Source organism: Sorangium sp. So ce327 (genome assembly GCF_051530205.1).
GTDB classification, from domain to species: domain Bacteria; phylum Myxococcota_A; class Polyangia; order Polyangiales; family Polyangiaceae; genus Sorangium; species Sorangium cellulosum_B.
The window spans coordinates 3,024,477-3,046,945 of the sequence record NZ_CP150330.1 but is presented as its reverse complement, the minus strand read 5'-3'; the positions used below and the strand labels follow the sequence as shown (position 1 = coordinate 3,046,945).

The window sequence follows — 22,469 nt, the reverse complement described above, 5'->3', positions numbered from 1 at the left end:
GTCGCAAGGCGCCGGTCGGTCCACGTCCGAGCGTCCTCGGGCGCCGCGGCGCGCCGAAACGCCGCTCCGTCCGAGAATTTATGGCGGGAGCGGTGCTAGGATCAGCGCCGTCGATGGAGCCGTCCCCCGCGAAGAGCTGCCCCTCGTGCGGCGAGCGCTACGACGCGGGCGTTCTCTACTGCCCGCGCGACGGCACCCCGCTCGCGAGCTCGCGCAAGAGCCCCAGCTTCGGCGCCGCGGAGCGCGACCCGTACGTGGGCATCACGCTCGGGGGGCAGATCCAGACCCGCCACCTCATCGGCATCGGCTCGATGGGCCGCGTCTACCGCGCTTTCCAGGCCGGGATCGAGCGCGACGTGGCCGTGAAGATCCTCCACCGCGAGCTCAGCAGCAATGCCGAGCTCGTGAGCCGCTTCCACCGCGAGGCCAAGATCTCGAGCCGGCTCGTCCACCCGAACGTCGTCCAGGTCCTCATGACCGGGAGCGTGCCCCCCACGGCCGACCCCCGGATCGGCGGGGAGCTCTACCTCGTCATGGAGCACCTCGACGGCATCTCGCTGCTCTCCGCGCTCGCCGCGGCAGGGGCAGGCGGCGAGAGCGAGGCGCTGCCGCTCCCGAGGGCGCTCCACATCGCCCTCCAGGTGTGCGACGCGGTCGGCGAGGCGCACGCGCAGGGCATCGTCCACCGGGATCTCAAGCCCGAGAACATCATGCTCGTCCGCCGCGGCGAGGACCCGGATTACGTGAAGGTGCTCGACTTCGGCATCGCCCGCCTCGACTGGGCCGACAAGGCGATGACCACCCAGGCGGGGCTCATCTTCGGGACCGCCAAGTACATCTCGCCCGAAGGCGCCGAAGGGCAGCGGGTCGGTCCGCCGGCGGACGTCTACTCCATCGCGACGATCCTGTACCAGTGCCTCGCGGGGCGCGCCCCGTTCGAGGGCGACTCGCCCGTCGCGCTCCTGGTCCAGCACACGCACGCCCCGCCGGCGGACCTGCGCAGCATCGCGCGCTCCAGCTACGTGCCCGAGCCGATCGCGCGGATCGTGATGCAGAACCTCGCCAAGAAGCCGTCGGACCGGGCCCCCGACGCGCGCGCCCTCGGCCGCGACCTCGCCCTCGCCGTCCGGGCGAGCGGGCTCGACCCCGATGAGATCGCCGCCCAGCCCGGGCTCCTGCGCGCCAGCGCGGTCATGAAGCTGGCCTCGAAGTCGCGCACCAAATCGCTCGACCTCTCCCCCGCGCTCGCGGCCCAGATCGGCGGCATCGCCGCGCCGACGCTCGAGAGCGCCCACATCGGCGACCTCGATCCCCGCCTCCCGGGGGGCGAGGCAGCGCGCTACAGCGACCCCGCGTCGCACCGCCGCGAGAGCGACCCCACGTTGCACCGCCGCGAGAGCGACCCCACGTCGCACCGCCGCGAGGAGGAGCGCTCCTCCTCCAGCGGCGTCGAGCGTGCTTCGTCCAGCTCGATGAGCTCGGCGCCCTCCTGGACAACGCCGCTCGCAGCGTCGTCCCAGGCCGAGCGGCCGTCGAGCGGCGCGCGGTTCGGCGGCGCGCTCGCCGAACCGATGGAGCGGCTCGACGCCGGAGCGCGCGCATCGTGGAGCGCCGCTCACCACGTCGGCGCGGCGGACGAGCCCGCGCGCACGGCGATCGGCCTCGGCATCGATCCCATGCGCGACGCCGCGCCCGTCCCGTCGACCATGCAAGGCGTCGAGTCCGCGGCGCGGCCGCTCCCCCGTCGAGCGATGATCGCGCGCGCGACCGCCCTGCTCGCGTGCGCCAGCGCGGTGGGGTTCGTCGTGTTCCTCGGCGGGCGGCACCTCGGCGCCTTCGGGGGGCCGGCCGCGCGCGACACCCTCGAAGCACACATCGAGCGCGCGCGCGACTGCATGGGCAGGCACGCCTGGGACACCCCGCCCCGCGAGAACGTCAAGGAGATCGTCTCGCAGGCGCTCGCGCGGTGGCCGGGAGACGCGCGCCTCGCCGAGCTCCGCCGCGAGTCGTCCGAGCGCATCGTCGCCGACGCCCTCGGGCGGAAATACGCCGGCGACAAGGCCGGCGCCATCCGGCTGGCGAAGCTCGCGCTCGAGCTGCAGCCGGCCCTCACCACCGCCCAGCACCTCGTCGCCGAGCTCTCCGGCGGCCCACCGGGCGCCGCCCCGGCGCCGCCACCCCAGGTCGCTCCACAGAGCTCGGGGCCGCAGGCCGCAGGCGCCGACCGCAGGCCTGCGCCGCGCCGCCCCGCGGCGGCCGAGGTCCGCGGCGCTCCCCAGGGCCAGCCGCCGGCGCCCGTCCCCCGGGGCGCGCCGGCCCCGTCCCCGACGCCGGGCGGCACGGATTCGCCCCACAGCACAGGCGCCGCCTCGCCGCCGGCCAGCGCCGCACCTGCGCCGGTCCTTCCGCCCTCGCCGCCGCCGCTGCCCACGGACGCCGCCTCGCCGCTCCCCTCGTCGACCGGTCCTTGGTTATAATCCAGAGAAGGTGAGTCCAGGCGGCCGGTACCCGACGTCGCAAGCGCCCGCCAACGCCCGCGCCGGGCAGGGCGGCCGAGCAGCGCTGGTGGGGCGTGGCAGCGCGCGAGCGCCGAGCGTGCGCTCGCGCGGCGCCGCGTGCGCCGCCGCGCTCGCCGCGCTCCTGATCTCCGCCCCCGGCCGGGCCGACGAGAGCAGGGCCGCCCGCCGCGCCGTCGCCGCGCGCGAGCGCGGTTTCCCCTACACCATGGTGGAGGTGAGCAGCGGCGTGATGACGCTCCCGGGCGCCGACGTCTGCCCCGTCTCGCTGTCTCCGGGCGCCTGCGAGCAGGGCGAGACGAGCGTCTCCCTCGGCATCCACAACCTCTACCGCTTTCGCGACATCGGCTTCGGCGCAGGCATCTTCTGGGCGGCGACGCTGACCTCCGACGCCGCGCGCGGCGCGCGCGGCCTCGAGCGCGATCACGCGCGCAGCTACTTCATGCTCGACGGGCTGTTTCGCTACTACGCCCTCCGCATCCGCAGCTCGGAGTGGTGGGCCGGCGTGACGGTCGGCGGCGTCGTCGTCAACGACTCGTGGTCGGTCGAGGCCGATCGCAACCCGTACTCGGACACGGCGTACGTCGGGCCCAGGGCGGCGACGATCGGCACCGAAGGTGTCGCCGCGGGGCTCGCGATCGGCGGCGACTGGGCCTTCGCCGACAACTGGAGCGTCGGGAGCCACATCCGCTACTCGAGCTGGTTCCTCCCCGAGCAGCGCAAGGTCTCCCCGACCGGCGATCTCGCCTCGCTCTCCGAGCGCGTCGACATGTTCAACATCGGCGTCCTGATCGCGTACCGCCTCGCGCTCTGACGCCGCGCCAGGCGCCGCCTGCGGCGCCTCACGCCCTGACGCCGCGCTCCGCTCGGCGGGCGGCAGTTGACGCGACATCGCCAGGTCGGTACGCCTGCGCGGCCGTTTCCATCCTGCGAGGAGCCCCCGATGCCGCTGAATCTCTCGAAGGTCGGCTACACGACCCAGCCCAGCGCGTTCACCTTCAACTGGAAGACCCTGGCCACCTACGCGCTCGGGATCGGCGCCAAGCGCGAGGAGCTCGAGTACCTGTACGAGGGCGCGCCGGGAGGCATGAAGGTCTACCCCACGTTCGGCGTGATCCCCTCCCAGGGGACCGTGTTCGAGGCGCTCGAGGTGGCCGGGGCCGAGCTGGCGCTCATCGTCCACGGAGGGCAGACGCTCCGGGTGCACCGCCCGCTCCCGACGAGCGGGACGCTGTTCACGACCGCGACGCTGGCGGCCATCTACGACCTCAAGAAGTTCGCGCAGGTGATCGTCGAGACGAAGACCACGCTCAACGACGAGCCGCTCTTCGACACGGTGTGGTCGATCATCGTGCGCGGCGTCGGTGGCTTCGGCGGGCCGCGCCCGCCGCACGCCGAGTCGGAGGCCCCCGTGCCGAAGGACCGCGAGCCCGACTGGGTCGTCGAGCAGGCGACGGCGCCCGAGCAGGCGCTTCTGTACCGGCTCTCGGGCGACGAGAACCCGCTGCACGCCGATCCGGAGGTCGCGGCGAAGGCGAGCTTCACGCAGGGCCCCATCCTGCACGGCCTCTGCACATACGGCTTCGCGGCGCGCGCGATCATCCAGAAGGCGGCGGGCGGCGACGCGAGCCGGCTGCGGGCGTACGGCGCGCAGTTCCGCAAGCCGGTGTGGCCAGGCGACACCCTCATCACGCGGGGCTGGGCGCTGGCCGGCGGCAAGGTCGCGGTGGTCACCTCTGTCAAGGAACGCCCCGATCCGGTGCTCACGAGCGCGTGGGCGGAGATCGGCTGACGGCCGGCGTGGTCGCGTGCTAAGGGCCGAGGCCCGGATCGGGGAAGCGTTATGAGCAAGACGAGCGAGAAGGACAGGGCCAAGGACGACGAGGACCTCGACGACGAGGCCGGGTCGACCGACGAAGGCAACGACGACGGCGAGGAGGAAGAGGCGAAGGCCACCGCGGCCCGCGCCCGTGGACACGGCCACGCGCACGACGACGACGACGACGCGGAGGACGACGGCGCCGAGCCGGAAGATCCGTACTGGTGGGCGCCGCACGCCGTGCTCAGCGCGCTCGTGCTGATCGGGCTCCTCGGCTTCTTCGGCATGTTCAACAAGACGCCGCTCGCCCGCCTCGCGGCCCCCGTCGCCCCGGCGCCCGACGAGCACGAGCACGCCACCGCCGCCGCTCCGCCGCCCGCTCCCACGCCCCGCCCGGCGCAGTCGGCGCAGGCGCCGAGGGAGATGTTCGGCGCGAAGCACCTGCTCGTCATGTACAAGGGGAGCCGCCGAGCGCCCCCGACCATCGAGCGCACGAAGGACGAAGCCAAGGCCCGCGCGACCGAGGCCATGACGAAGGCCAAGGCCGATCCGAGCAAGTTCGCGGACGTCGTGAAGGAGTACTCGGACGAGCCGGGGGCGGACAAGCGCGGCGGGGACCTCGGCAAGTTCCCGAAGGGCGCGATGGTCCCGGAGTTCCAGGCGGGCCTCGAGAAGATCAAGGTCGGCCAGGTGAGCGACCTCGTCGAGACGGCGTTCGGCTACCACGTCATCCTCCGCACGCAGTGAGCGCGCGGCGCCGCCGGGGCCGCGGCGCCGCAGCGTCGCGAGCCCCGGTCGGCTCGACCCCTCCCGCCGTGTCAGCGCGCCGGAGCGCTGACGAGCTTCTTCAGCCTCGCCGTCTTCTCTTCCTTGGTCAGCGTCAGCTTGGCGTGCTCGTCGGCCGTCATGCCGTTGCGGAGCACGCGGGCCTCGTCGCCGATGCCGTAGACGGTCTTGTCGGCGCGCGCGAACACCCACTCGGTCGCGGAGCCCTCGCCGTCCTTGTTCATGAGGCGCACCGAGCCGTCGCCGATGCCCTTCTCCCTGGCCGCGCCCGGCAGCTTCGCCAGCGTCGACACCACGTCCTTGGCCTGGTCGACGTCGTCGCGCACGATCGCGACCACCCGGTAGCGTTTGTCGACCTCCTTGTAGTAGCCGAACGCGCCGGGCCCAGCGCCGTCCACCCCGAGCACGTCCTTGGTCTCGTAGCGGATCCCGAGCTGGATCATGTTGTCCCTGGGCAGCGCCGCCGCGGCAGGCGGCAGCGACGGCTCGCCGGGCAGCTTCGCGCCCATCTCCTTCACGAGCCCAGGCAGGACCTTCTCGCTCGACGACTTGAGCGCCGCCTCGGCCAGCGCCTCGTCGTTGTAGGTGATCTCGGCGAGGTACTGCCCGCGCCAGAGGTACGCGTTCCCGACCCCCATCGCGGCCGCGCCGCCCCCCTCGATCGCGCGGGGCGTCGCCTCGTCGGCGGGGTCACCGTCGCCCACGGTGCGCTTCGTGAACATCCCGTAAGCGCCCTCCGTGGATCCGAATTTCGAGAGGTGGACGTCGACGGTCGCGGAGCCGCCCTCGCCGCTCACGTACCGCGCCTCGACCACCCGCCGCACGCCGAATCCCTTGTAGATCTCGCACTCCCCGTCGAACATGTCGCAGATGCTGTCGAGCGGCAGGGGCGCCGATTCGCCGAACGTCTTCTCCCCGCCGTTCGGGTCGAGGCAGAACCCGCCCGTCGTGCGCGGGAAGAACGGCGCGCTCGCCGCGTCGCTGATCGTCCCCCCGCCGCCAGCGCAGGCGGCCGGCTTCGCGGCCGGCGGAGGCGGCGGCGGCGCGCCGAGGGGCTCTTCCTTCTTGCTGCAGCCCGAAGACAGCGCGGCCACGAGCGCGCCGGCGAGCAGCGCGCAGCTCCACGCACGGGAACGCAACGACCTCCCGGGGCACGCGCGCGTCGCGCGAGTCGCGCGACGCGCAGCTGACACGCTGTGGTCCAATGGGCCTCTCGGTGAACACCTTTCGGGCGGGAATCGCATGGCATGTTCGCCTTGCACCTTTTTTCATAGCGCCGCAATCGTTAGCGCCCGCAGCGATTCGCTTTGAGAGATTCACCATGAAGTTCAATGACTTAGCGCCGCCCGTCGAGGGCATACAGCTTGCCTTTGCCGATCCTTTGGTGCGTCCTCCCTCCTGTTCGCGACCTCCTCCTCGTGATTCCGATCGACCGCGGGCCTGCGCTCCGGCGCAGCGCGCGCTGCGCCGCCGTGGCGAGCGCGGCTTCACCCTGCCGGAGCTGCTCGCGGTGGTGGTCCTCATCGGCATCCTGGCCGCCGCGGCGTCGCCGAGCTTCGTGAGCGGCATGCGCGATCGCCGCGTGAACCGCACCGCGATGGAGATCAGCGGCATCTACCGGCTCGCGCGCTACCAGGCGATCGGGCGCGGGACGGCGGTCCTCGTGCGGTGGACCGCCTCGACAGGCGCGTTCCAGGTGCAGCAGGCGCTGGTCGATAGCACCCCCGCCGGCCCGCTGATCGCGAAGAGCTGCCTCAGCGTCGTCGACTGGATGAACCCGGCCGAGACCGAGCCGGTCACGACGTTCCACACCCAGGGCGTCGATCTGGCGGCGATGCAGCTGCTCGATCCCACCGGCGTGGCGCGCGCAAACGCCGACGTCTGCTTCACGCCGCGGGGGCGGACGTTCGTCCGCTACGACACCGCCGCCGGGTTCGCGCCGCTGCTCGGCGCGCTCCGGGTCGATGTGACCAACACAAGGACCGGCCTCCTGCGCTCGGTCTTCGTCCCGCCGAACGGCGTCGCGAGGCTCGGGCTGTGAGCGCGGCGCGTGCGAGGAGGGCGGCGAGCCGCGGCTACACGCTCATCGAGGTCATGGCGGCGCTCGGCGTGCTCGCGATCGGCGCCACCGGCGTGCTCGCGCTGCAGAAGGCGACGCTCATCAGCAACACGAACGCGCGCAACCTCGCGATCGCCAACAGCATCGCCATGACCTGGGCAGAGCGGCTGCGGGTGGACGCGCTCCAGTGGAACGATCCCATGCGGGTCCCCGACATCAACAGCGACACCGACTGGCTCGCCCTCAGCACCACCTCCCCGTTCCCCGCGAGGGTGACCCCCACGGAGATCCCCGCGCTCGGGTCGCCGAGCGCCGACGTGCTCGGGGCCGACATCTACGCGGGCGACACATCGCCGTCCGCGTTCTGCACGCACGTCCGCTTCCGCCAGTTCACCGATCCCGTGTCGGGCGCGCTGATCTGGGACAGCCTCCTCCGCGCCGAGATCCGCGTCATCTGGGAGCGCAACGGGGACCCGATCAACTGCGGGATCGCCCCGCTCGCCGTCGACGCGGATCCGGGGCGCTTCGGCGCGGTCTACCTGACGACCGGCGTGCTCCGGAACACGAGCGAGGACAGGCGATGACGACGAGCCGACGCACCACCCGCACGCGCGCGCGCGCCTCAGGACAGCGAGCCTTCACGCTCGTGGAGCTGCTCGTGGCGATGGCGGCCGGCCTCATTGTGTCGCTGGCGGCCTTCCTGCTCTCGAAGAACGCGACGCGCTTCTTCCAGAACGAGTCGAGGGCCTCCGCCTCGCACCTCGCGGCGACGATCGGGATGAACCGGCTGACCGCGGACCTGCAGCGCGCGGGCTATCTCTCGTCGCCCAACATCCTCCAGGACCCGGAGGTCTGTCAGGTCCCGGCCTCGCCGGTCGGCCTGCGGCGCCTCGCCGGGATCTCGATCCTGCCTCAAGGGTCGGTGGGCCTCCACGGGTCGGAGCTCGACCAGAGCGTCGCCAACGGGCTGAATCCGGACTCCATCATCATCGGCGGCAGCTTGAACAGCACCGAGCTGTTCGAGTTCAGGAAGATCAGCGATGAGTCGGGCGACTGGGTCGTCGAGCTCAACCCGAACAGCTCCGCCGTGCAGCGGACGCTGGAGCGCTCGCGGGGCGGCGGGCAGAGCCTGACCCAGATCTTCGCTCCTCACCGCTTCCTGCGCATCATGGTCCGCGGTCAGGAGAAGTTCCTGTATGGCGTCATCGATCAGGTCAACGTGATCGGTACTCCGCCCATCCAGATCTCCATCACGCTGAAGGCGGATCCCGGCCTGCCGACGCTGGTCGGGCTCGCCGATTGCGGCGTGACCCCCGGCGGCGCCACCGGCGACGGAGGATGGGTGAACGTCGTCTCCCGCGTCCGCTACGACATCCGGAGCCTCGTCGGCAACACGACGGCCTACGCCCCTCTCGTAGCGCCCGTCACGCCGGCGCTCACCGGCGACAACGGCCGCACCGAGCTCGTGCGGGTCGAGCTCGACGAAGAGGATCAGGAGCTCCCGGACACGCTCGAGCTCATCGCGGAGTACACCGTCGATCTGAAGTTCGGGATCTCCACCGCAACGGCGGGCACCGTGCCCGGGGTGACCAACCCGCAGATCACGCGGTTTCCGATCACCGCGATCGACAACGCGTCCGTGTACACCAACGCCGCCGCGAACGACCAGCCAGGGGCCATGCCGCAGCGCGTGCGGTCGGTCCAGGTCCGGCTCTCGACCCGCACCCGCGCGCCTGATCGCGACGTCGGCTTCCCCCTGGGCGCCGACGGCCGCAGGCTCAGGTTCCTGATCCCCGGCATCTCCGCCAGCGCCAACACCTTCGGGGACACGGCGCCCTCGGGATCGCCGCCGGTCTATGCCCGGATGCGCACGCTCTACGCCGACATCGCGCTCCCCAACCAGGCCTACGTCCAATGGTGAACGCAAGCATCGCCCGGTCCCGCCGGCGCTCCCGCGAGCGGGGCGCCGCCGTCTTCATCGTCGTGCTGGTCATCACGATGCTCACCGCCATCGGCCTGTTCGCGGCCCACGCGGCGACGCTGTCGACCATCGCCAGCGGCCACGAGCGCCGGATGACGCAGACCCACTATCTCACCGAGTACGCGATGCAGCTCGCGATCGCCGAGATCGAGCAGAAGGGAGGCCTGGAGATGATCCCCAGGTCGACGAGCTGCTCGGTCATCACCGACGAGTGCTGGTCGCTCCTGCCGCACAGGTTCAACGCGACAGAAGCTCTCCTGGAGCCGCCCGCGGCCGGCCCGCCGGAGACGCCCGGGAGCCTTGGTCGCGCCCCCGTCCAGTGGATCGCCAAGGTGGAGATCACTGATAAGATAAGGCCTGCGATAGGGAACCGCGCCGGCAGCGACATGGGCGGGCCGAACCCGGTGAGCGTCGATTACTGCACGGTCACCATGAACGCGCGGCTCATCGCCTGGCCCGGCGGCTCCGCCATCGCGACGGCGGGCAGCCAGGAATCCATGTCCGTCGTTGCCGATATCCTTTGCTCGAAGTGACGAACCGGAGCGCACGATGCGAAACCTGACGAAGGTCCTTGTCACCATGAGCTCCGCGGCGACGCTCGGCCTCGTCGCGGGGCGCGCACGCGCGCAGGCCATGGATGTGGAGCCGCCGCTGCCCAACGTGCTCTTGCTCGTCGACACGTCGGGCTCGATGGAGAAGACGGTGGCGGGCGGGGAGCCGGACTGCAACCCAGGCACTCCCCCCGCCTCCGAGGCCCTGAAGAGCCGCTGGACGAAGCTCGTCGAGTCGCTCACGGGCCCGATCCAGGACTTCAGCTGCGTCGCGCAGCCCCGCACGGGCACCGCGTTCGTCAACGAGTTCAGCCTCGCGGGAGAGCCGCCCTACGACAGGAACTACTACATCCCGTTCCATCGCATGATCTCGGGCCACTGCACGAAGGGCCCGGGGGCGACCTACGATCTGCTGGGAGAGCATCGCTGGGACAACGCGGCCACTCCTTGTACGACGCCGTTCACGCAGCTCAACGCCGGCCTGCTCGACGTCTATCAGGATCGGATCCGGTTCTCGCTCATGACGTTCGACACGCTCCCCGACGCGAGCACCGGGCTCCTCTCCGGCGTCCCCGATCCCGTGGGTGGCATCGAGGGGATGTGGAGCTACTTCCTCGGGTTCGAGACCGGCGCAGGATACCCGGCGCGGGGCAACCCGCCCGCCTGCGCTCCCGCGGACATGGAGGTCGGCGCCAGGAACCCGTCCGCGCCGCTCTGGGAAGGGCCGCTCATCCCCTTCCCGACCTACACGGCGGACACCACCGAGATCCGCAGCGTGAACGAGAGCATCCAGAACGCGCTCATCGCAACGCGCCCCTACGGCGCGACGCCGCTCGCCGGGATGCTGTCCGACGCGCGCGACTACATCCTCGACGACGCCTCGACATGGGCGGGTCGGCCGCTCGGGCCGCGCGACGATCCGTTCATCAGCGGCGGCTGCCGCAAGACCTCGATCGTGCTCATCTCCGACGGCGAGCCGAACCTCGACCTGCGCCCGACCTGCGCGAACGGCGCCGGCCCCGGCCGCGATGGAACGGGCTGTCCCTACGAGGAGCCTCAGGTCATCGCCCACTCGCTCAACACACACGTCAACCCGAACCGGCGCGTGCCGACCTATACCGTCGGGTTCGGCCTCTCGACGGAGGCGGGCATCGACTGCTCGACGATCTCCTCCGCCGATTTCCTGGCCGGCGGGCGCTGCGACGGCGCGTCCGGCGCGCTCAAGGCGTGCTGCACGCTCTCGCGCATCGCCATCGAGGGCGGGACCGACCGCGGCTATTTTCCGAACGACGCCAACGAGCTCTCCGCGGTGATGTCGCGGATCTTCGCGCAGATCGCTGCGAACTCGACGAGCCGCACCCTCCCCGTCTTCGCCAACGCGACCGCGACCGCGAACAACGGCAGCACCGACGAGGGGGTCGCCTACCAGTTCGGCTCCTCGTTCAGCCCGCCGCCGGACGGCTCGCTCTGGAGCGGCAACCTCGAGCGCAAGCGCTTCGTCTGCGAGCCCGTGAGCGGCGTCATGACGACGCAGCTGAAGGACATCGACCCCGGCAAGGGCGATGACTTCGCGGCCAACGTCAACTCGAACGCCGGGCAGCCGCGGCGGTTCTTCACCGTGATCGGCGAGCTGGACACCACCGCGCAGCGCATCTGGTCGAGCCGGAGCATCCGCCCCGCGGCCGCGGCCGCGAACGCGGACAATCTCAGCGACTACACCGGCACGGTGACCGGCAGCGGCGCGCCCGCCCAGGCGACGGCGTTCGCGACCGAGCTCTCCAGCGCGTCCCGCGCGCTCGATCTCGATCCCAGCGCGCCCGTCCCGCCGCAGTGCTCGGGCGGGCTGCAGGCGACCAACGCCGCGGACTGCGCCCGGCGCCTCATCGAGTGGGAGGTCGGCCAGCCGATGCCCTCGGGCGTCGCCTCCCGCGACGGCAACGAGCTCGGCAGCATCTATCACTCCACGCCGGTCGTCGTGGGGCCGCCGAACGACTACATCCCCGACGAGTCCTACCGGGCCTTCGCGGAGCACCCCGATCAGGCGGCCCGGCCGCTCGTGCTCTACACGGCGACGACCGACGGGCAGTTGCACGCGTTCCAGGTGACCGCGGCGAACGCGGCGGACCCGCTCAAGGTGGACAAGGTCGAGAACAACGAGCTCTGGTCGTTCCTGCCGCCTCACGTGCTCCCCCGGCTGCTCGCGACGTTCAACCAGCAATCGCTGCTGCTCGACGGCGCGCCCGTCGTGAAGAACGTCGTCTTCGAGCGCACGTCGGCGCAGGTGAGCAGCGCCAACGCGACCTGGAACACCGTGCTCCTCGCCAGCGGCGGCGCGGGCGGCAGCTTCTACTACGCGCTCGACGTGACGAACCCCCGTGATCCGCGGTTCCTCTGGCAGCTCTCCACGGACAGCAGCGGCACCCCGCTGTTCGGCGACGCGACGCCGACGCCGGCGATCGGCATGGTGGAGATGGAGTCCGGCGGCGCGATCAAGGAGATCGCGGTCGCCATCCTGCCCGGCGGCTCCGCCCCGCTCGATACGAGCCAGCCCGCGTGCAACCGGAAGAACACGGCGCACCCGCTCTTCTATCCGACGGGCACCCTGGCGGTCCGCGACTCGGTCCGGTGCTGGGGCAGCGCGGGCACCGGCGGCCCCGTCGGCCCGTCGCGCTCGCTCACGATCGTCCGGCTCGACACGGGCGAGATCATCCGCACGTTCCGCGGCCTGCCCTCGGAGGCCCCGGCCGGGATCGCCTCGCGGACCACGGAGGTCGACTTCGACTCGCCGATCACCGGCGTCCCCGTGCCGTTCCCGGCGGGCGTCGGCGAGGTCGCCGAGCGCATCTACGTCGGCGACGCCGACGGGACGCTCTGGCGCGTCAGCCTGACGAGCACCAACCCGGAGCTCTGGACCGTGGACCTCGCCTGGGACGCGTACTCGTTCCCGACCGACAGCGCGGCGAAGAGCCAGCCGATCCAGACGACGCCGATCGTGAGCACCGATCCGCTCGGCAACAAGGTCATCCTGTTCTCCACCGGCGATCAGGAGGCGTTCACGGCGAGCGCCGCCATCGAGACGCGGGTCTGGTCGATCACCGAGCGACCGCACAACACCAGCCTCCGCTTCAGCGAGAACTGGGTCGTCCCCTTCACGGGCGGCCAGCGCGTGACCGGGCCCATCTCCCTCTTCAACGGCTGCGCGTACTTCGCGACGTTCACGCCCGTCGCGCCCGGGACCTACGCGTGCGCGGACGGGCGCGGCGCGATCTGGGGCGTCGACTACCTGCTCGGCAACACGGACACGCCGGCGTACCCGCAGGCTTGCCTCGTCGTCGATCCGGCCGCTCCTCCGGAGCACTTCGAGCTGCAGTCGCCAGGCACGATCGTCTTCGGCGTGGCCGTGACCCAGAAGCCGACGTGCGTGGATACGACGGAGTACACCGATGCGGTCTTCGGCCAGCAGACGATCGTCCAGCAGTCCACCCCGCCCGAGTACCAGCTCGTGTTCCACACCGGCGCCGCCGGCGACGCGGACGCCCAGGGGGGCGCGACGCGAACGAGCACGAGGACGCTGCAGCGGCCGCGCAAGGTCGTTAAGATCGACTCGTGGGCCACCCTCATCGAATGACGCGAGCCAGCCTGTCGCGCGCCGCCGGCGCGCTCGCCGCGCTCGTCGCGTGCGCTTCGGCCGCGCCCGCCTGCCGCAGCGACGCCAGCGCGCCGGCGCCGGCGCCGCAGGCGAGCGAGGCCGCGGCCCCGAAGCCGCCGGTCGACCAGGCGCTGCCGGGCGAGCTCGCCGAGGGGGCCGAGCAGGCGTTCGGCCTGCCCATCCCGCGCCGCATGAAGGTGCGCGCGCGCTTCCCCGATGCCGTCTTCGCTGTCGGGGAAATCCCTGCCGAGCGGGTGGCGAACTACGTGCGCACGCGCGTCCTCGCAGGAAATGTCGAGACCGGGCCTGCGAAGACGATCTTCTCGCGCGCCACCGTGAAGAGCGCGCCGCAGCGGATGATCCGGATCGAGGTCGTCTCTCGCGCGCACATCTCGGAGCTCGTCGTCCGCGACGAGACCCGGGCGCCCGCGGAGCAGGGGCTGTCGGTCGAGGAGCGCTGGCGCCGCAGCGGGCTCACGCCGGACGGCAAGGTGATCGATCCCACCCGCCTCGAGTGAGCGCGGCGGCGGCGGCCTCGACCTCCAGCGCCGCGGGGGCCGCTGCGCCAGTCGGCGTCAGTCGGCGCCAGTCGGCGCCAGTCGACATCTCCGACCTTTCGAAGTAGATCGCGGCCGTGTCGACCAAGCCGCTCCCCACCGCTCCGCTCCGAAGGACGCCGCTCTACGACGAGCACATCAAGCTCGGCGGCCGCATGGTCCCGTTCGCCGGCTGGGAGATGCCGGTCCAGTACAAAGGCGTCACCGAAGAGCACAAGGCGGTGCGCACCGCCGCCGGGCTGTTCGACGTCTCGCACATGGGCGAGATCATCCTGAGCGGCGAGCACTCCGGACAGGTGGTCGACTACCTCGTCACGAACGACGTGAAGAAGCTGGAGGACGGACACGCGCTCTACACGTGCGCGTGCAACGAGGCCGGAACGATCCTCGACGACCTCATCGTGTACCGGATCGACGCGCGGCAGTGGCTCATCGTCTGCAACGCGTCGAACCGCGACAAGATCGCCGCCCACATCCGGGGCGCGGCGCAGGGCCACTGCAGCTTCGAGGACGCGTCGGATCGCACGGCGATGATGGCGCTCCAGGGGCCGAAGGCGCTCGACATCGTCGCGCTCGCGGGCGGCGACGGCCCCGCGCTGCGCGAGCTCGCGCCGTTCCACTTCCGCGATGCGACGCTCGCCAACGTGCGCTGCACCGTCGCCCGCACCGGCTACACCGGCGAGGACGGCATCGAGATCTTCTGCTCGCCGTCCGACGCGCAGCGGCTCTGGCGCGCGCTCGTCGAGCTCGGCGGTCCGCTCGGGCTCGAGGCGACGGGCCTCGGCGCGCGCGACACGCTCCGCCTGGAGGCGCGCCTGTCGCTGTACGGCAACGACATCGACGAGACGACGAACCCCATCGAGGCGGGCCTCGGCTGGGTGGTGAAGCTCGACAAGGGCGATTTCGTGGGGCGCGCCGCGCTCCAGCGCATCAAGGACGAGGGCCCCGCGCGCAAGCTGGTCGGCTTCGAGATGACGGGGCGCGGCATCGCGCGCCACGGCTACCCGCTGCTCGACCCGAGCGGCGCGAAGGTCGGCGTCTGCACGAGCGGCAGCCCGGGGCCGACCGTCGGCAAGAACATCGGCCTCGGCTACCTGCCCGCGCCGATGGCGGCGGTAGGGACCGCCTTCCAGGTGGACTGCCGCGGGCGCTCGGTCGAGGCGGTCGTGGTCAAGACCCCGTTCTACAAGCGGGCCTGACCCGCGCCGAGGCGCGCCGCGGCGAGCCGATCCGAGCGACCGCACGCGGCGACCAGAGATCCAGGTTGGCAAAGGGAGAAGAAGTCACATGGCGAGCGACAATGTCCGAACGGACCGGCGGTACACGAAGGACCACGAGTGGGCCAAGCAGGAGAACGATCTCGTCGTGATCGGGATCACCGCCTTCGCGGTCGAGCAGCTCGGCGACATCACGCTGGTCAACCTCGACGTGAAGCCGGGCGACACGATCACCGCGGGCACGGCGTTCGGCACGATCGAGAGCGTGAAGACGCTGAGCGATCTGTTCGCGCCGGTGAGCGGCAAGATCCAGCGCGTGAACGCGGATCTCGAGAGCCGCCCCGAGCTGGTCAATGACGACTGCTACGGCAAGGCGTGGATGATCGAGGTCGTCCCCTCGGACCAGGGCGAGCTCGGCACGCTCATGGATCCCGACGCGTACAGCGAGCTCCTGAAGACCGCGGCGCACTGAGCGCCGCTCCCCTCCGCGTTCCGCATCACCCTTCCCGTTTCCCGCTGCACAAGACCATGCGCTACCTGCCCCACACGCCCGAGGAAATCAGCGAGATGCTGCAGGCCGTCGGCCTGTCGTCGCTCGAGGAGCTCTACAGCGCGATCCCGAAGGAGGCGCGCCTCACGCGCCCGCTCTCGATGGAGCCTTCGCTCGACGAGGCCTCGCTCATGCGGCACCTCGAGGAGCTCGCCCAGAAGAACCGCGCAGGGCGCATGCTCTCGTTCCTGGGGGCGGGCGCCTACGAGCACCATTTCCCGCCGGCCGCCGATCAGCTGCTGCTCCGCAGCGAGTTCTACACGGCCTACACGCCGTACCAGCCCGAGGTCTCCCAGGGCACGCTCCAGGTGATCTTCGAGTTCCAGACGATCGTGAGCGAGATCCTCGGGCTGCCGATCGCCAACGCGTCGATGTACGACGGCGCGAGCGCGCTCGCGGAGGCCGTGCTGATGGCCCGCCGGCTGACGGGGCGCGAGCGCACCGTCCTGTCCGGGGGCGTGCACCCCGACTACATCGGCACCGTCGAGACGTACGTGCACGGCATCGGGGCCGGCAAGGCGTCGCTGGTCGGGGTCGACGTCGGCCGCGACGGCACGGCGGACGTCGAGGCGCTGACGCGGGCGATCGACGAGACGACCGCCTGCGTTGTGGTCGGGTATCCGAACTTCTTCGGCGTCGTGGGTGACATCCGGAAGGTGGCCGAGGTGTGCCACCAGAAGGGCGCGCTGCTGATCACGGTCACCCTGGACCCGTACGCGCTCGCGCTGCTCGAGTCGCCGGGCGCGCTCGGCGCCGACATCGCGGTGGCGGAGGGCCAGCCGCTCGGGCTGCCGCCGCAGTACGGCGGCCCCAACGTCGGGCTGTTCGCGTGCCGGAACGACCGCAAGTACCTCCAGCAGGTGCCCGGCCGGCTGGTCGGCGAGACGGTCGACAAGCACGGGACCCGCGGGTACGTGCTGACGCTCGCGACGCGCGAGCAGCACATCCGCCGCGAGCGGGCGACGAGCAACATCTGCACGAACAGCGGCCTCTGCGCGACGGCGGTCACGATGCGGATGTGCATGCTCGGCAAGCGCGGCTTCGTGGAGGCGGCGAAGCAGTGCCTCGCGAAGGCCGAGCACCTGAAGCGGGAGATCGCGCGGCTCGACGGCTACTCGCTGCCGATGTCGGCGCCGACGTTCCACGAGTTCGTCGTGAAGGTCCGCGGCGGGGACGCGGGGAGGCTCACGCGGGCGCTGGCCGAGCAGGGGATCATCGCGGGGCTCGATCTCGGGCGGATCGACGCGCGGCGGCGGGACGAGCTGCTCGTCGCCGTGACCGAGCGGCACAGCCGCGCGGATCTCGATCGGCTCGTCGAGGGGCTCGCGGGGTTCACGGGCTGACGCGGGCGCGGGCCCCCACAAGCTGGCCGGCTGATGCCTAGACGGCCGAGATTTCCTCTGATGCAAGTATTCCTCGATCCGGGGGATACTGCGCCCCCATGCGGGGGGGAGAGGTAATCGCCGGGCGATTCGAAATCGAAAAGCTCGGGGGAATCGGCGGCATGGGGGAAGTCTACCAGGCTCGCGATCGAGCCTCGGGCGAGCCCGTCGCCGTCAAGCTATTGCAGCAGCTCGACCCGAGGAACGTCGAGCGCCTGATGCACGAAGCCGCTCTGCTCGCCGAGCTCGAGCACCCGGGCATCTGCCGCTATGTGGCGCACGGGGTGACGGCGCAGGGAGTGCCCTACCTCGCCATGGAGTGGCTCGAGGGCGAGGATCTCTGCGCGAGGCTCGGGCGTAGAGGGCTCAGCGTGGACGAGACGGTCACGCTCGTGACGCGCGCCGCCGAGGCGCTCGCGGTCGTGCACGCGCACCGGATAGTGCACCGCGATCTCAAGCCTTCCAATCTGTTCCTCGTGGAGCGCGACGTCGCGCGGGTGAAGCTGCTCGACTTCGGGATCGCCCGGTTCTCCGACGCGTCACGAATGACCCAGCCGGGGATGATCGTCGGGACTCCCGCCTACGTCGCGCCCGAGCAGGCCCGGAGCAGGGCGGCGGTCGACGCGCGCGCCGATGTATTCGCGCTCGGCTGCGTGCTGTTCGAATGCCTGACCGGCGTACAGGCCTTCAGGGGCGACAGCTTCATGTCCATCCTGCTGAAGATCGTGCTGGAGGACGTCCAGCGGGCGAGCGAGCTGCGGGCCGATGTGCCGCCGTCCCTCGACGTGCTGTGCACCCGGATGCTCGCCAAGGACCCGGCGGAGCGCCCGTGCGACGGCGCCGCGGTGGCCGCGGCGCTCAATGCGGTGAGCCTGGGAGCGACGCTCCCCATTGCGGAGGTGTCGACCCCGGTGGCCTCGGTCCGCTCGCCGCCGTCCTCCCCCTCGCCATCGCTGACCCACAAGGAACGAAGGGTGACGTGCGTGCTGCTGATGGCCCCGGAGCCACCCATGGCCGGCGGCGCGGGGCGATCGGACGCGGAGACCGAGATCGCGTCCGCCGCGGAAGAGATGACCCGGGAGGTCGCTGCGCTCGGCGTTCAGCTCGACCTCTTGATGGACAGCTCGATCCTCATGACGTTCACCGGGACTGGCCTGGCGACCGATCAGGCCGTGCGAGCGGCCCGCTGCGCGCTCTCGCTGCGCAAGCACGCCGGCGGCCGTCAGCTGGCGCTCGCGACGGGCACCGCAGAGCTGTCGGGGAGGCTGCCTGCCAGCGAGCTGATCGACCGCGCGACACGGACGCTGGCGCAGTCCGCGCCCTCGGCCGGCGCCGCGCACGCGGCAGGCCAGGCGCGGCCGATCGCGATCGACGAGGTGACCGCCGGGCTGCTCGACGCCCGCTTCGATGTCTTCGAGACGGAGAGCGGCCTGTGGCTCCAGGGCGAACAGGCGCTCGCGAAGGGCGCGCGAACGCTGCTCGGCAGGCCGACCGCATGTGTCGGGCGCGACTGGGTGATCGCGGCCATCGAGGCGCTGCGCACCCAATGCATCGAGGAGTCGAGGGCGCGCGCGGTGCTCGTGACGGGGCCGGCCGGCATGGGTAAATCGCGCGTCGCCTACGAGCTGCTGCTCCGCCTCCGCCAGCGCGACCCCCCCTTCGCCTTGTGGGTCGGCCGAGGGGACCCGCTGCGCACGGGCGCCGCGCTCGGTCTGCTCGGTCAGGCGCTGCGGCAGGCCTGCGGCGGCATCCAGGGCGGAGAGCCGCTGGAGGAGCGCCGCGAGAAGCTCCGCGCCCACGTGAACAAGCATTTCGACGGGGCCGACGCGCGGCGCGTCTCGGAGTTCCTCGGAGAGCTCCTGAATACGCCGTTTCCCGACGAGGACAGCATTCAGCTGCACGCCGCGCGCCGGGACGTCCGGCTCCTCGGCGATCAGATGCAGCGCGCCTGGGTGGATTTCCTCGAGGCGGTGTCCGGGGAGCGCCCTTTGCTCCTGGTGATAGAGGACCTGCACTGGAGCGACGCGCCGACGGTTCAATACCTCGACGAGGCGCTGCGCCGCGTCCGCGATCGGCCATGGATGCTGCTGGCGCTGGCGCGCCCGGACGTCCACGAGGTGTTCCCCCGGTTGTGGGCCGAGCGGCAGCTCCAGGAGATTCGCCTCGAGCCGCTGACCTCCAGGGCGAGCGCGCGGCTCGTGAGGCAAGTGCTCGGCGACCAGGTGAGCGAAGCGACCCTGGAGCGCATCGTGACGCAGGCCGAAGGCAACGCGTTCTACCTGGAAGAGCTGATCCGCGCGACCTACGAAGGGAACAAGCAGAGCACGCCGGAGACCGTGCTGGCCATGGTGCGGTCCCGCCTCGAAGGGCTGGACGACATGGCGCGCCGGCTGCTGCGCGCCGGGAGCGTGTTCGGCGACGTCTTCTGGCGAGGCGCGATCGACTCGCTGCTGGGTGGCATGGACGACGGGTCGATCGACGATCACCTCGCCCGGCTGGAGGGCCTGGAGTGGATCATCACGCGTTCTGCTTCGAGGTTCCAAGGCGAGCGGGAGATCGCGTTCCGGCACGCGCTCGTGCGCGAGGCGGCCTACGGGATGCTCACCGAGGAGGATCGCGCGCTCGGGCATCGGCTGGCGGGGGCGTGGCTCGAGCGCGCCGCCGAGCCGTCGGCGGCGGTGATCGCCGAGCATTTCGATCGCGCCGGCGAGCTCGCGCGCGCCGCCGAGCTCTACATGGCGGCCGCCGCGCAGGCGTTCGCCGCGAACGACTTCGCCGCGGTGCTGCGGTGGGCCGAGCGCGCCCTCTCCCTCGGGGTCAGCGGCGCGGCGCGGGAGGAGCTGCTCTTGCTGCGCACCGAGGCGCGCCGGTGGCGCGGGGACATCGCGGAGTTCGGTCGGTGCGCCCACGTGGCCTTGCGCGTGCTGCCGAAGGGCACTGCGCCCTGGTATGTAGCGCTGGCCGAGGCCGGGCGGGCGGCGAGGCACCTCGGGCAGCCGGAGGACCTCCTCCTGCTCGACACGATGCTCGCGGACGCCTGGCGGCCCGACGGGCAGGCGACCGCTCCGGCGGTGACGACGGCCGCGTCGATCGCGCTGGACCTCCTGCTCGCGGGTCTCCACGAGCGGGCCGAGGCGATCGATGCGCGCATCAGGTCGGTCGCGGAGCGCTTTCGCGACGACCCGAGCGTGAGCGGGCCGATCTACCGACAGCGCGGGATGCGTGAGCTCTTCGCCGGCCATCTCGAAGAGAGCTGCGCGTTCGCCGCGCGCGCGCTCCGTTGCTACGAGGAGGTGGGCGACCTACGGAGGGCGTGCGTCGAGCGATGCAACCTCGGATTCCGGGAATCCCTGCTCGGCGCGTACGCGGAAGCGAGGACGCGCCTGCGCGCCGCGGTCGCTGAAGCCGAGCAGATGGGGCTGGACTACGTCCTCGGCTTCACGTTGCACGACCTGGGTCGTGTCCTCGGCCGTACTGGCGCCCTCGAGGAGGCGTGCGTGGTGGAGGCGAAGGCCGCCGCCCTGTGCGCCGCGCAGGGCAGCCGGCGGGGCGAGGGCTGGTCTCGCACCTACCTGGCGGGGATCCTGCGAAGCGCGGGCCGGCTCGACGAGGCGGAGGGCGAGGCCCGCCGCGCGGTGGCGCTGCTGGAGACCGCGCAGCAAGCCCAGGTCGCGGCTCGAGCGACGCTGGCTTCTGTGCTGCTCGCACGCGGCCGGTCGGCCGAGGCGCTCGCGGAGAGCCGCGCGGCCATGGCGCTGCTGGCCACGGTGGAGAAGGTCGAGGAGGGAGAGGCGCTCGCACGCCTCGTGCACGCCGAGGCGCTCTTTGCGGCGGGCGAGCGCGGCGCGGCCCGCGCTGCGATAGCCGACGCGCGCGACCGGCTCCTCGCTGTCGCCATGCAGATCGCAGACCTGCGGACGCGCGACAGCTTCCTCCGCAATGTCGAGGAGAATGCCCGCACGCTCGAGCTCTCGCGGGCGTGGGTGGAGCACGGCCCAGGTGGACAGCCGGCCGGGTAAGGCCAGGGTACGCGTTGCCGCTGTCAGCGCCGACGTTCCACGAGTCCGTCGTGAAGGTCCCCGGCGGGGACGCGGGGAGGCTCACGCGGGCGCTGGCCGAGCAGGGGATCATCGCGGGGCTCGATCTCGGGCGGATCGACACGCGGCGGCGGGACGAGCTGCTCGTCGCCGTGACCGAGCGGCACAGCCGCGCGGATCTCGATCGGCTCGTCGATGGGCTCGCGGGGTTCACGGGCTGAAGCGGCAGGCGGGGCAGGTCGGGGAGCGCCGAGCTGCCCGGCCCCGGCCGAGCCCGGAACGCACCGGCGTCGCTGCGTTCAGAGCACGTCGGGCGCAGGCGGTGCGGCGGGGCCCGGCTTGACCTTCGCCTTCGTCTTGCGGTGCGCCACGCCGAGCCGGACCAGGAAGTCGCGCCGGGGGCGGGAGCGCCTCACCGGGCCGAGGCGCCGGGGATCCGTCCGGCTCGCTCCACTCGGTCACCTGCTCGAGCACCGGCTTCGCCGTCGCGATCTCGTCGACTCCGGCGCCGACGCACGCGCCGCCCGCGATCGCCGAGGACGACGTCACGAACGGGGACGTGCCGTGATCGAGGCGATGGCTCGGACGCGGCGCGCCTGCGGATGCGCTGAAATCGTGCTGGGGAGCGGGCGGATCTGGCAGCTTTTGTGGCGGGGTCGCGCTGTCTGTTATCGGTTGTAATTGCTATTTACTCGTCGCACTGGTCCCTTCGCGCCCGCGGAGGAGAGCAATGATGCCGGGATGGGTGAAGCGGAGCGCGCTCGCGTGCTGCGCTCAGGTGCTCCTCGTGGGGGGGCATGTAGCTCCGGATCGTGACGATGAGGGGCTGCGCGGTACGGCGAAGCTCGCGGCGGGCGCCGAGGACACGACCTGCGTGACGATCCAGCGCGGTACGGCCGGCGCGGTGGAGGACGGGACGATCTGGGAGACGTTCACGGCATGGATCGACTCGACCGTGCTCCTCCGGACGGGCGCGCTAGCCGGCTTTGGCGTGCGGCACGCCCGTCTCCTTCTCGACCAGCTCCACATCGTGCCGCGCCGCCGCGGGCAGCTCCATCACGGAGCGGGCGCTGTCGATCGGCTCGCTCCACTCGGCCACAATTCCAGCGCCGGCTTTACGATCGTGATCTCGTCGCTCTGGAGCTCCCGTGCGCGCCCCGACGGCGGGATCACGCGCGCGCGTGGATGCGGCGCCAAGACACTCGGATTCGCTTCGCATGACAAAACGTGGAGTTCAGTTTTTTGAATGTGGAGCTCCCAGGTGGCCCTAAGGTGCGCCATCAGTCCTGCTCTGCGCAATGGCGTTCAGTGCAAAAATCAATGACAAGGCACAGGGCGACAGCGTCTGGTCGTTAATGTTTAATG

16 protein-coding genes and 1 pseudogene are annotated in these 22,469 nt (G+C 71.6%); 15 read left to right on the top strand and 2 right to left on the bottom strand.

What is annotated here, in order from left to right; translation table 11 throughout:
- Nucleotides 1–113: 113 nt before the first annotated feature.
- The 4 genes from WME95_RS11625 to WME95_RS11610 all read left to right on the top strand — a co-directional run bounded on the left by WME95_RS11625 (nucleotide 114) and on the right by WME95_RS11610 (nucleotide 5,082).
- A complete protein-coding gene (locus WME95_RS11625) occupies nucleotides 114–2,477 on the top strand; it encodes a serine/threonine-protein kinase (RefSeq protein WP_437908447.1) in 2,364 nt (787 codons plus the stop codon).
- A 10-nt stretch (nucleotides 2,478–2,487) separates the two neighbouring features.
- Nucleotides 2,488–3,330, top strand: coding sequence for a hypothetical protein (locus WME95_RS11620; protein WP_437908446.1), 843 nt, complete (start codon nucleotides 2,488–2,490; stop codon nucleotides 3,328–3,330).
- Between the two features lie 129 nt (nucleotides 3,331–3,459).
- The gene (locus WME95_RS11615; protein WP_437908445.1) at nucleotides 3,460–4,308 is read left to right on the top strand and encodes a MaoC/PaaZ C-terminal domain-containing protein; all 849 of its coding nucleotides are present in this window, start codon (nucleotides 3,460–3,462) and stop codon (nucleotides 4,306–4,308) included.
- Between the two features lie 51 nt (nucleotides 4,309–4,359).
- Nucleotides 4,360–5,082 carry a peptidylprolyl isomerase gene (locus WME95_RS11610; RefSeq protein ID WP_437908444.1) on the top strand — a complete coding sequence of 241 codons (723 nt, stop codon included), beginning with the start codon at nucleotides 4,360–4,362 and terminating at the stop codon, nucleotides 5,080–5,082.
- Between the two features lie 71 nt (nucleotides 5,083–5,153).
- Here the strand turns inward: WME95_RS11610 and WME95_RS11605 are convergent, their stop codons facing one another.
- Nucleotides 5,154–6,260 carry a DUF6599 family protein gene (locus tag WME95_RS11605; RefSeq protein WP_437908443.1) on the bottom strand — a complete coding sequence of 369 codons (1,107 nt, stop codon included), beginning with the start codon at nucleotides 6,258–6,260 and terminating at the stop codon, nucleotides 5,154–5,156.
- 65 nt (nucleotides 6,261–6,325) lie between these two features.
- Between WME95_RS11605 and WME95_RS11600 the strand changes: the two genes are divergently transcribed.
- The 11 genes from WME95_RS11600 (at nucleotide 6,326) to WME95_RS11550 (ending at nucleotide 21,325) form a co-directional block, all read left to right on the top strand.
- Nucleotides 6,326–7,162 (top strand): pilus assembly FimT family protein, encoded by an 837-nt coding sequence (locus tag WME95_RS11600; RefSeq protein WP_437908442.1) that lies wholly within the window; start codon nucleotides 6,326–6,328, stop codon nucleotides 7,160–7,162.
- Nucleotides 7,159–7,764 (top strand): type IV pilus modification PilV family protein, encoded by a 606-nt coding sequence (locus tag WME95_RS11595; RefSeq protein ID WP_437908441.1) that lies wholly within the window; start codon nucleotides 7,159–7,161, stop codon nucleotides 7,762–7,764. Before WME95_RS11600 ends, WME95_RS11595 begins: the two co-directional genes overlap by 4 nt.
- The gene (locus WME95_RS11590; protein ID WP_437908440.1) at nucleotides 7,761–9,101 is read left to right on the top strand and encodes a PilW family protein; all 1,341 of its coding nucleotides are present in this window, start codon (nucleotides 7,761–7,763) and stop codon (nucleotides 9,099–9,101) included. Before WME95_RS11595 ends, WME95_RS11590 begins: the two co-directional genes overlap by 4 nt.
- The gene (locus WME95_RS11585; protein ID WP_437908439.1) at nucleotides 9,095–9,694 is read left to right on the top strand and encodes a hypothetical protein; all 600 of its coding nucleotides are present in this window, start codon (nucleotides 9,095–9,097) and stop codon (nucleotides 9,692–9,694) included. Before WME95_RS11590 ends, WME95_RS11585 begins: the two co-directional genes overlap by 7 nt.
- 16 nt (nucleotides 9,695–9,710) lie before the next feature.
- Nucleotides 9,711–13,340 (top strand): hypothetical protein, encoded by a 3,630-nt coding sequence (locus WME95_RS11580; RefSeq protein WP_437908438.1) that lies wholly within the window; start codon nucleotides 9,711–9,713, stop codon nucleotides 13,338–13,340.
- Nucleotides 13,337–13,879, top strand: coding sequence for a hypothetical protein (locus WME95_RS11575; protein WP_437908437.1), 543 nt, complete (start codon nucleotides 13,337–13,339; stop codon nucleotides 13,877–13,879). Before WME95_RS11580 ends, WME95_RS11575 begins: the two co-directional genes overlap by 4 nt.
- Before the next feature lie 116 nt (nucleotides 13,880–13,995).
- Entirely contained in the window at nucleotides 13,996–15,117 is a 1,122-nt protein-coding gene (gene gcvT, locus WME95_RS11570; protein WP_437908436.1) for a glycine cleavage system aminomethyltransferase GcvT, read from the top strand.
- An 88-nt stretch (nucleotides 15,118–15,205) separates the two neighbouring features.
- Nucleotides 15,206–15,607, top strand: a complete 402-nt coding sequence (gene gcvH, locus WME95_RS11565; RefSeq protein ID WP_437551815.1) for a glycine cleavage system protein GcvH — start codon at nucleotides 15,206–15,208, stop codon at nucleotides 15,605–15,607.
- 56 nt (nucleotides 15,608–15,663) lie between these two features.
- Complete coding sequence (gene gcvPA / locus WME95_RS11560) at nucleotides 15,664–17,028, top strand: aminomethyl-transferring glycine dehydrogenase subunit GcvPA (protein WP_437551813.1); 1,365 nt, start codon at nucleotides 15,664–15,666, stop codon at nucleotides 17,026–17,028.
- 98 nt (nucleotides 17,029–17,126) lie between these two features.
- Entirely contained in the window at nucleotides 17,127–21,086 is a 3,960-nt protein-coding gene (locus WME95_RS11555; protein ID WP_437908435.1) for a protein kinase domain-containing protein, read from the top strand.
- Nucleotides 21,087–21,100: 14 nt separating this feature from the next.
- Nucleotides 21,101–21,325: a hypothetical protein gene (locus WME95_RS11550; protein WP_437908434.1), complete on the top strand. Its 225-nt coding sequence runs from the start codon at nucleotides 21,101–21,103 to the stop codon at nucleotides 21,323–21,325.
- 773 nt (nucleotides 21,326–22,098) lie between these two features.
- Here WME95_RS11550 and WME95_RS11545 read toward each other — a convergent pair.
- Nucleotides 22,099–22,268, bottom strand: a pseudogene (locus tag WME95_RS11545) (adenylosuccinate synthase); the annotation flags it as partial.
- Between the last annotated feature and the right edge of the window lie 201 nt (nucleotides 22,269–22,469).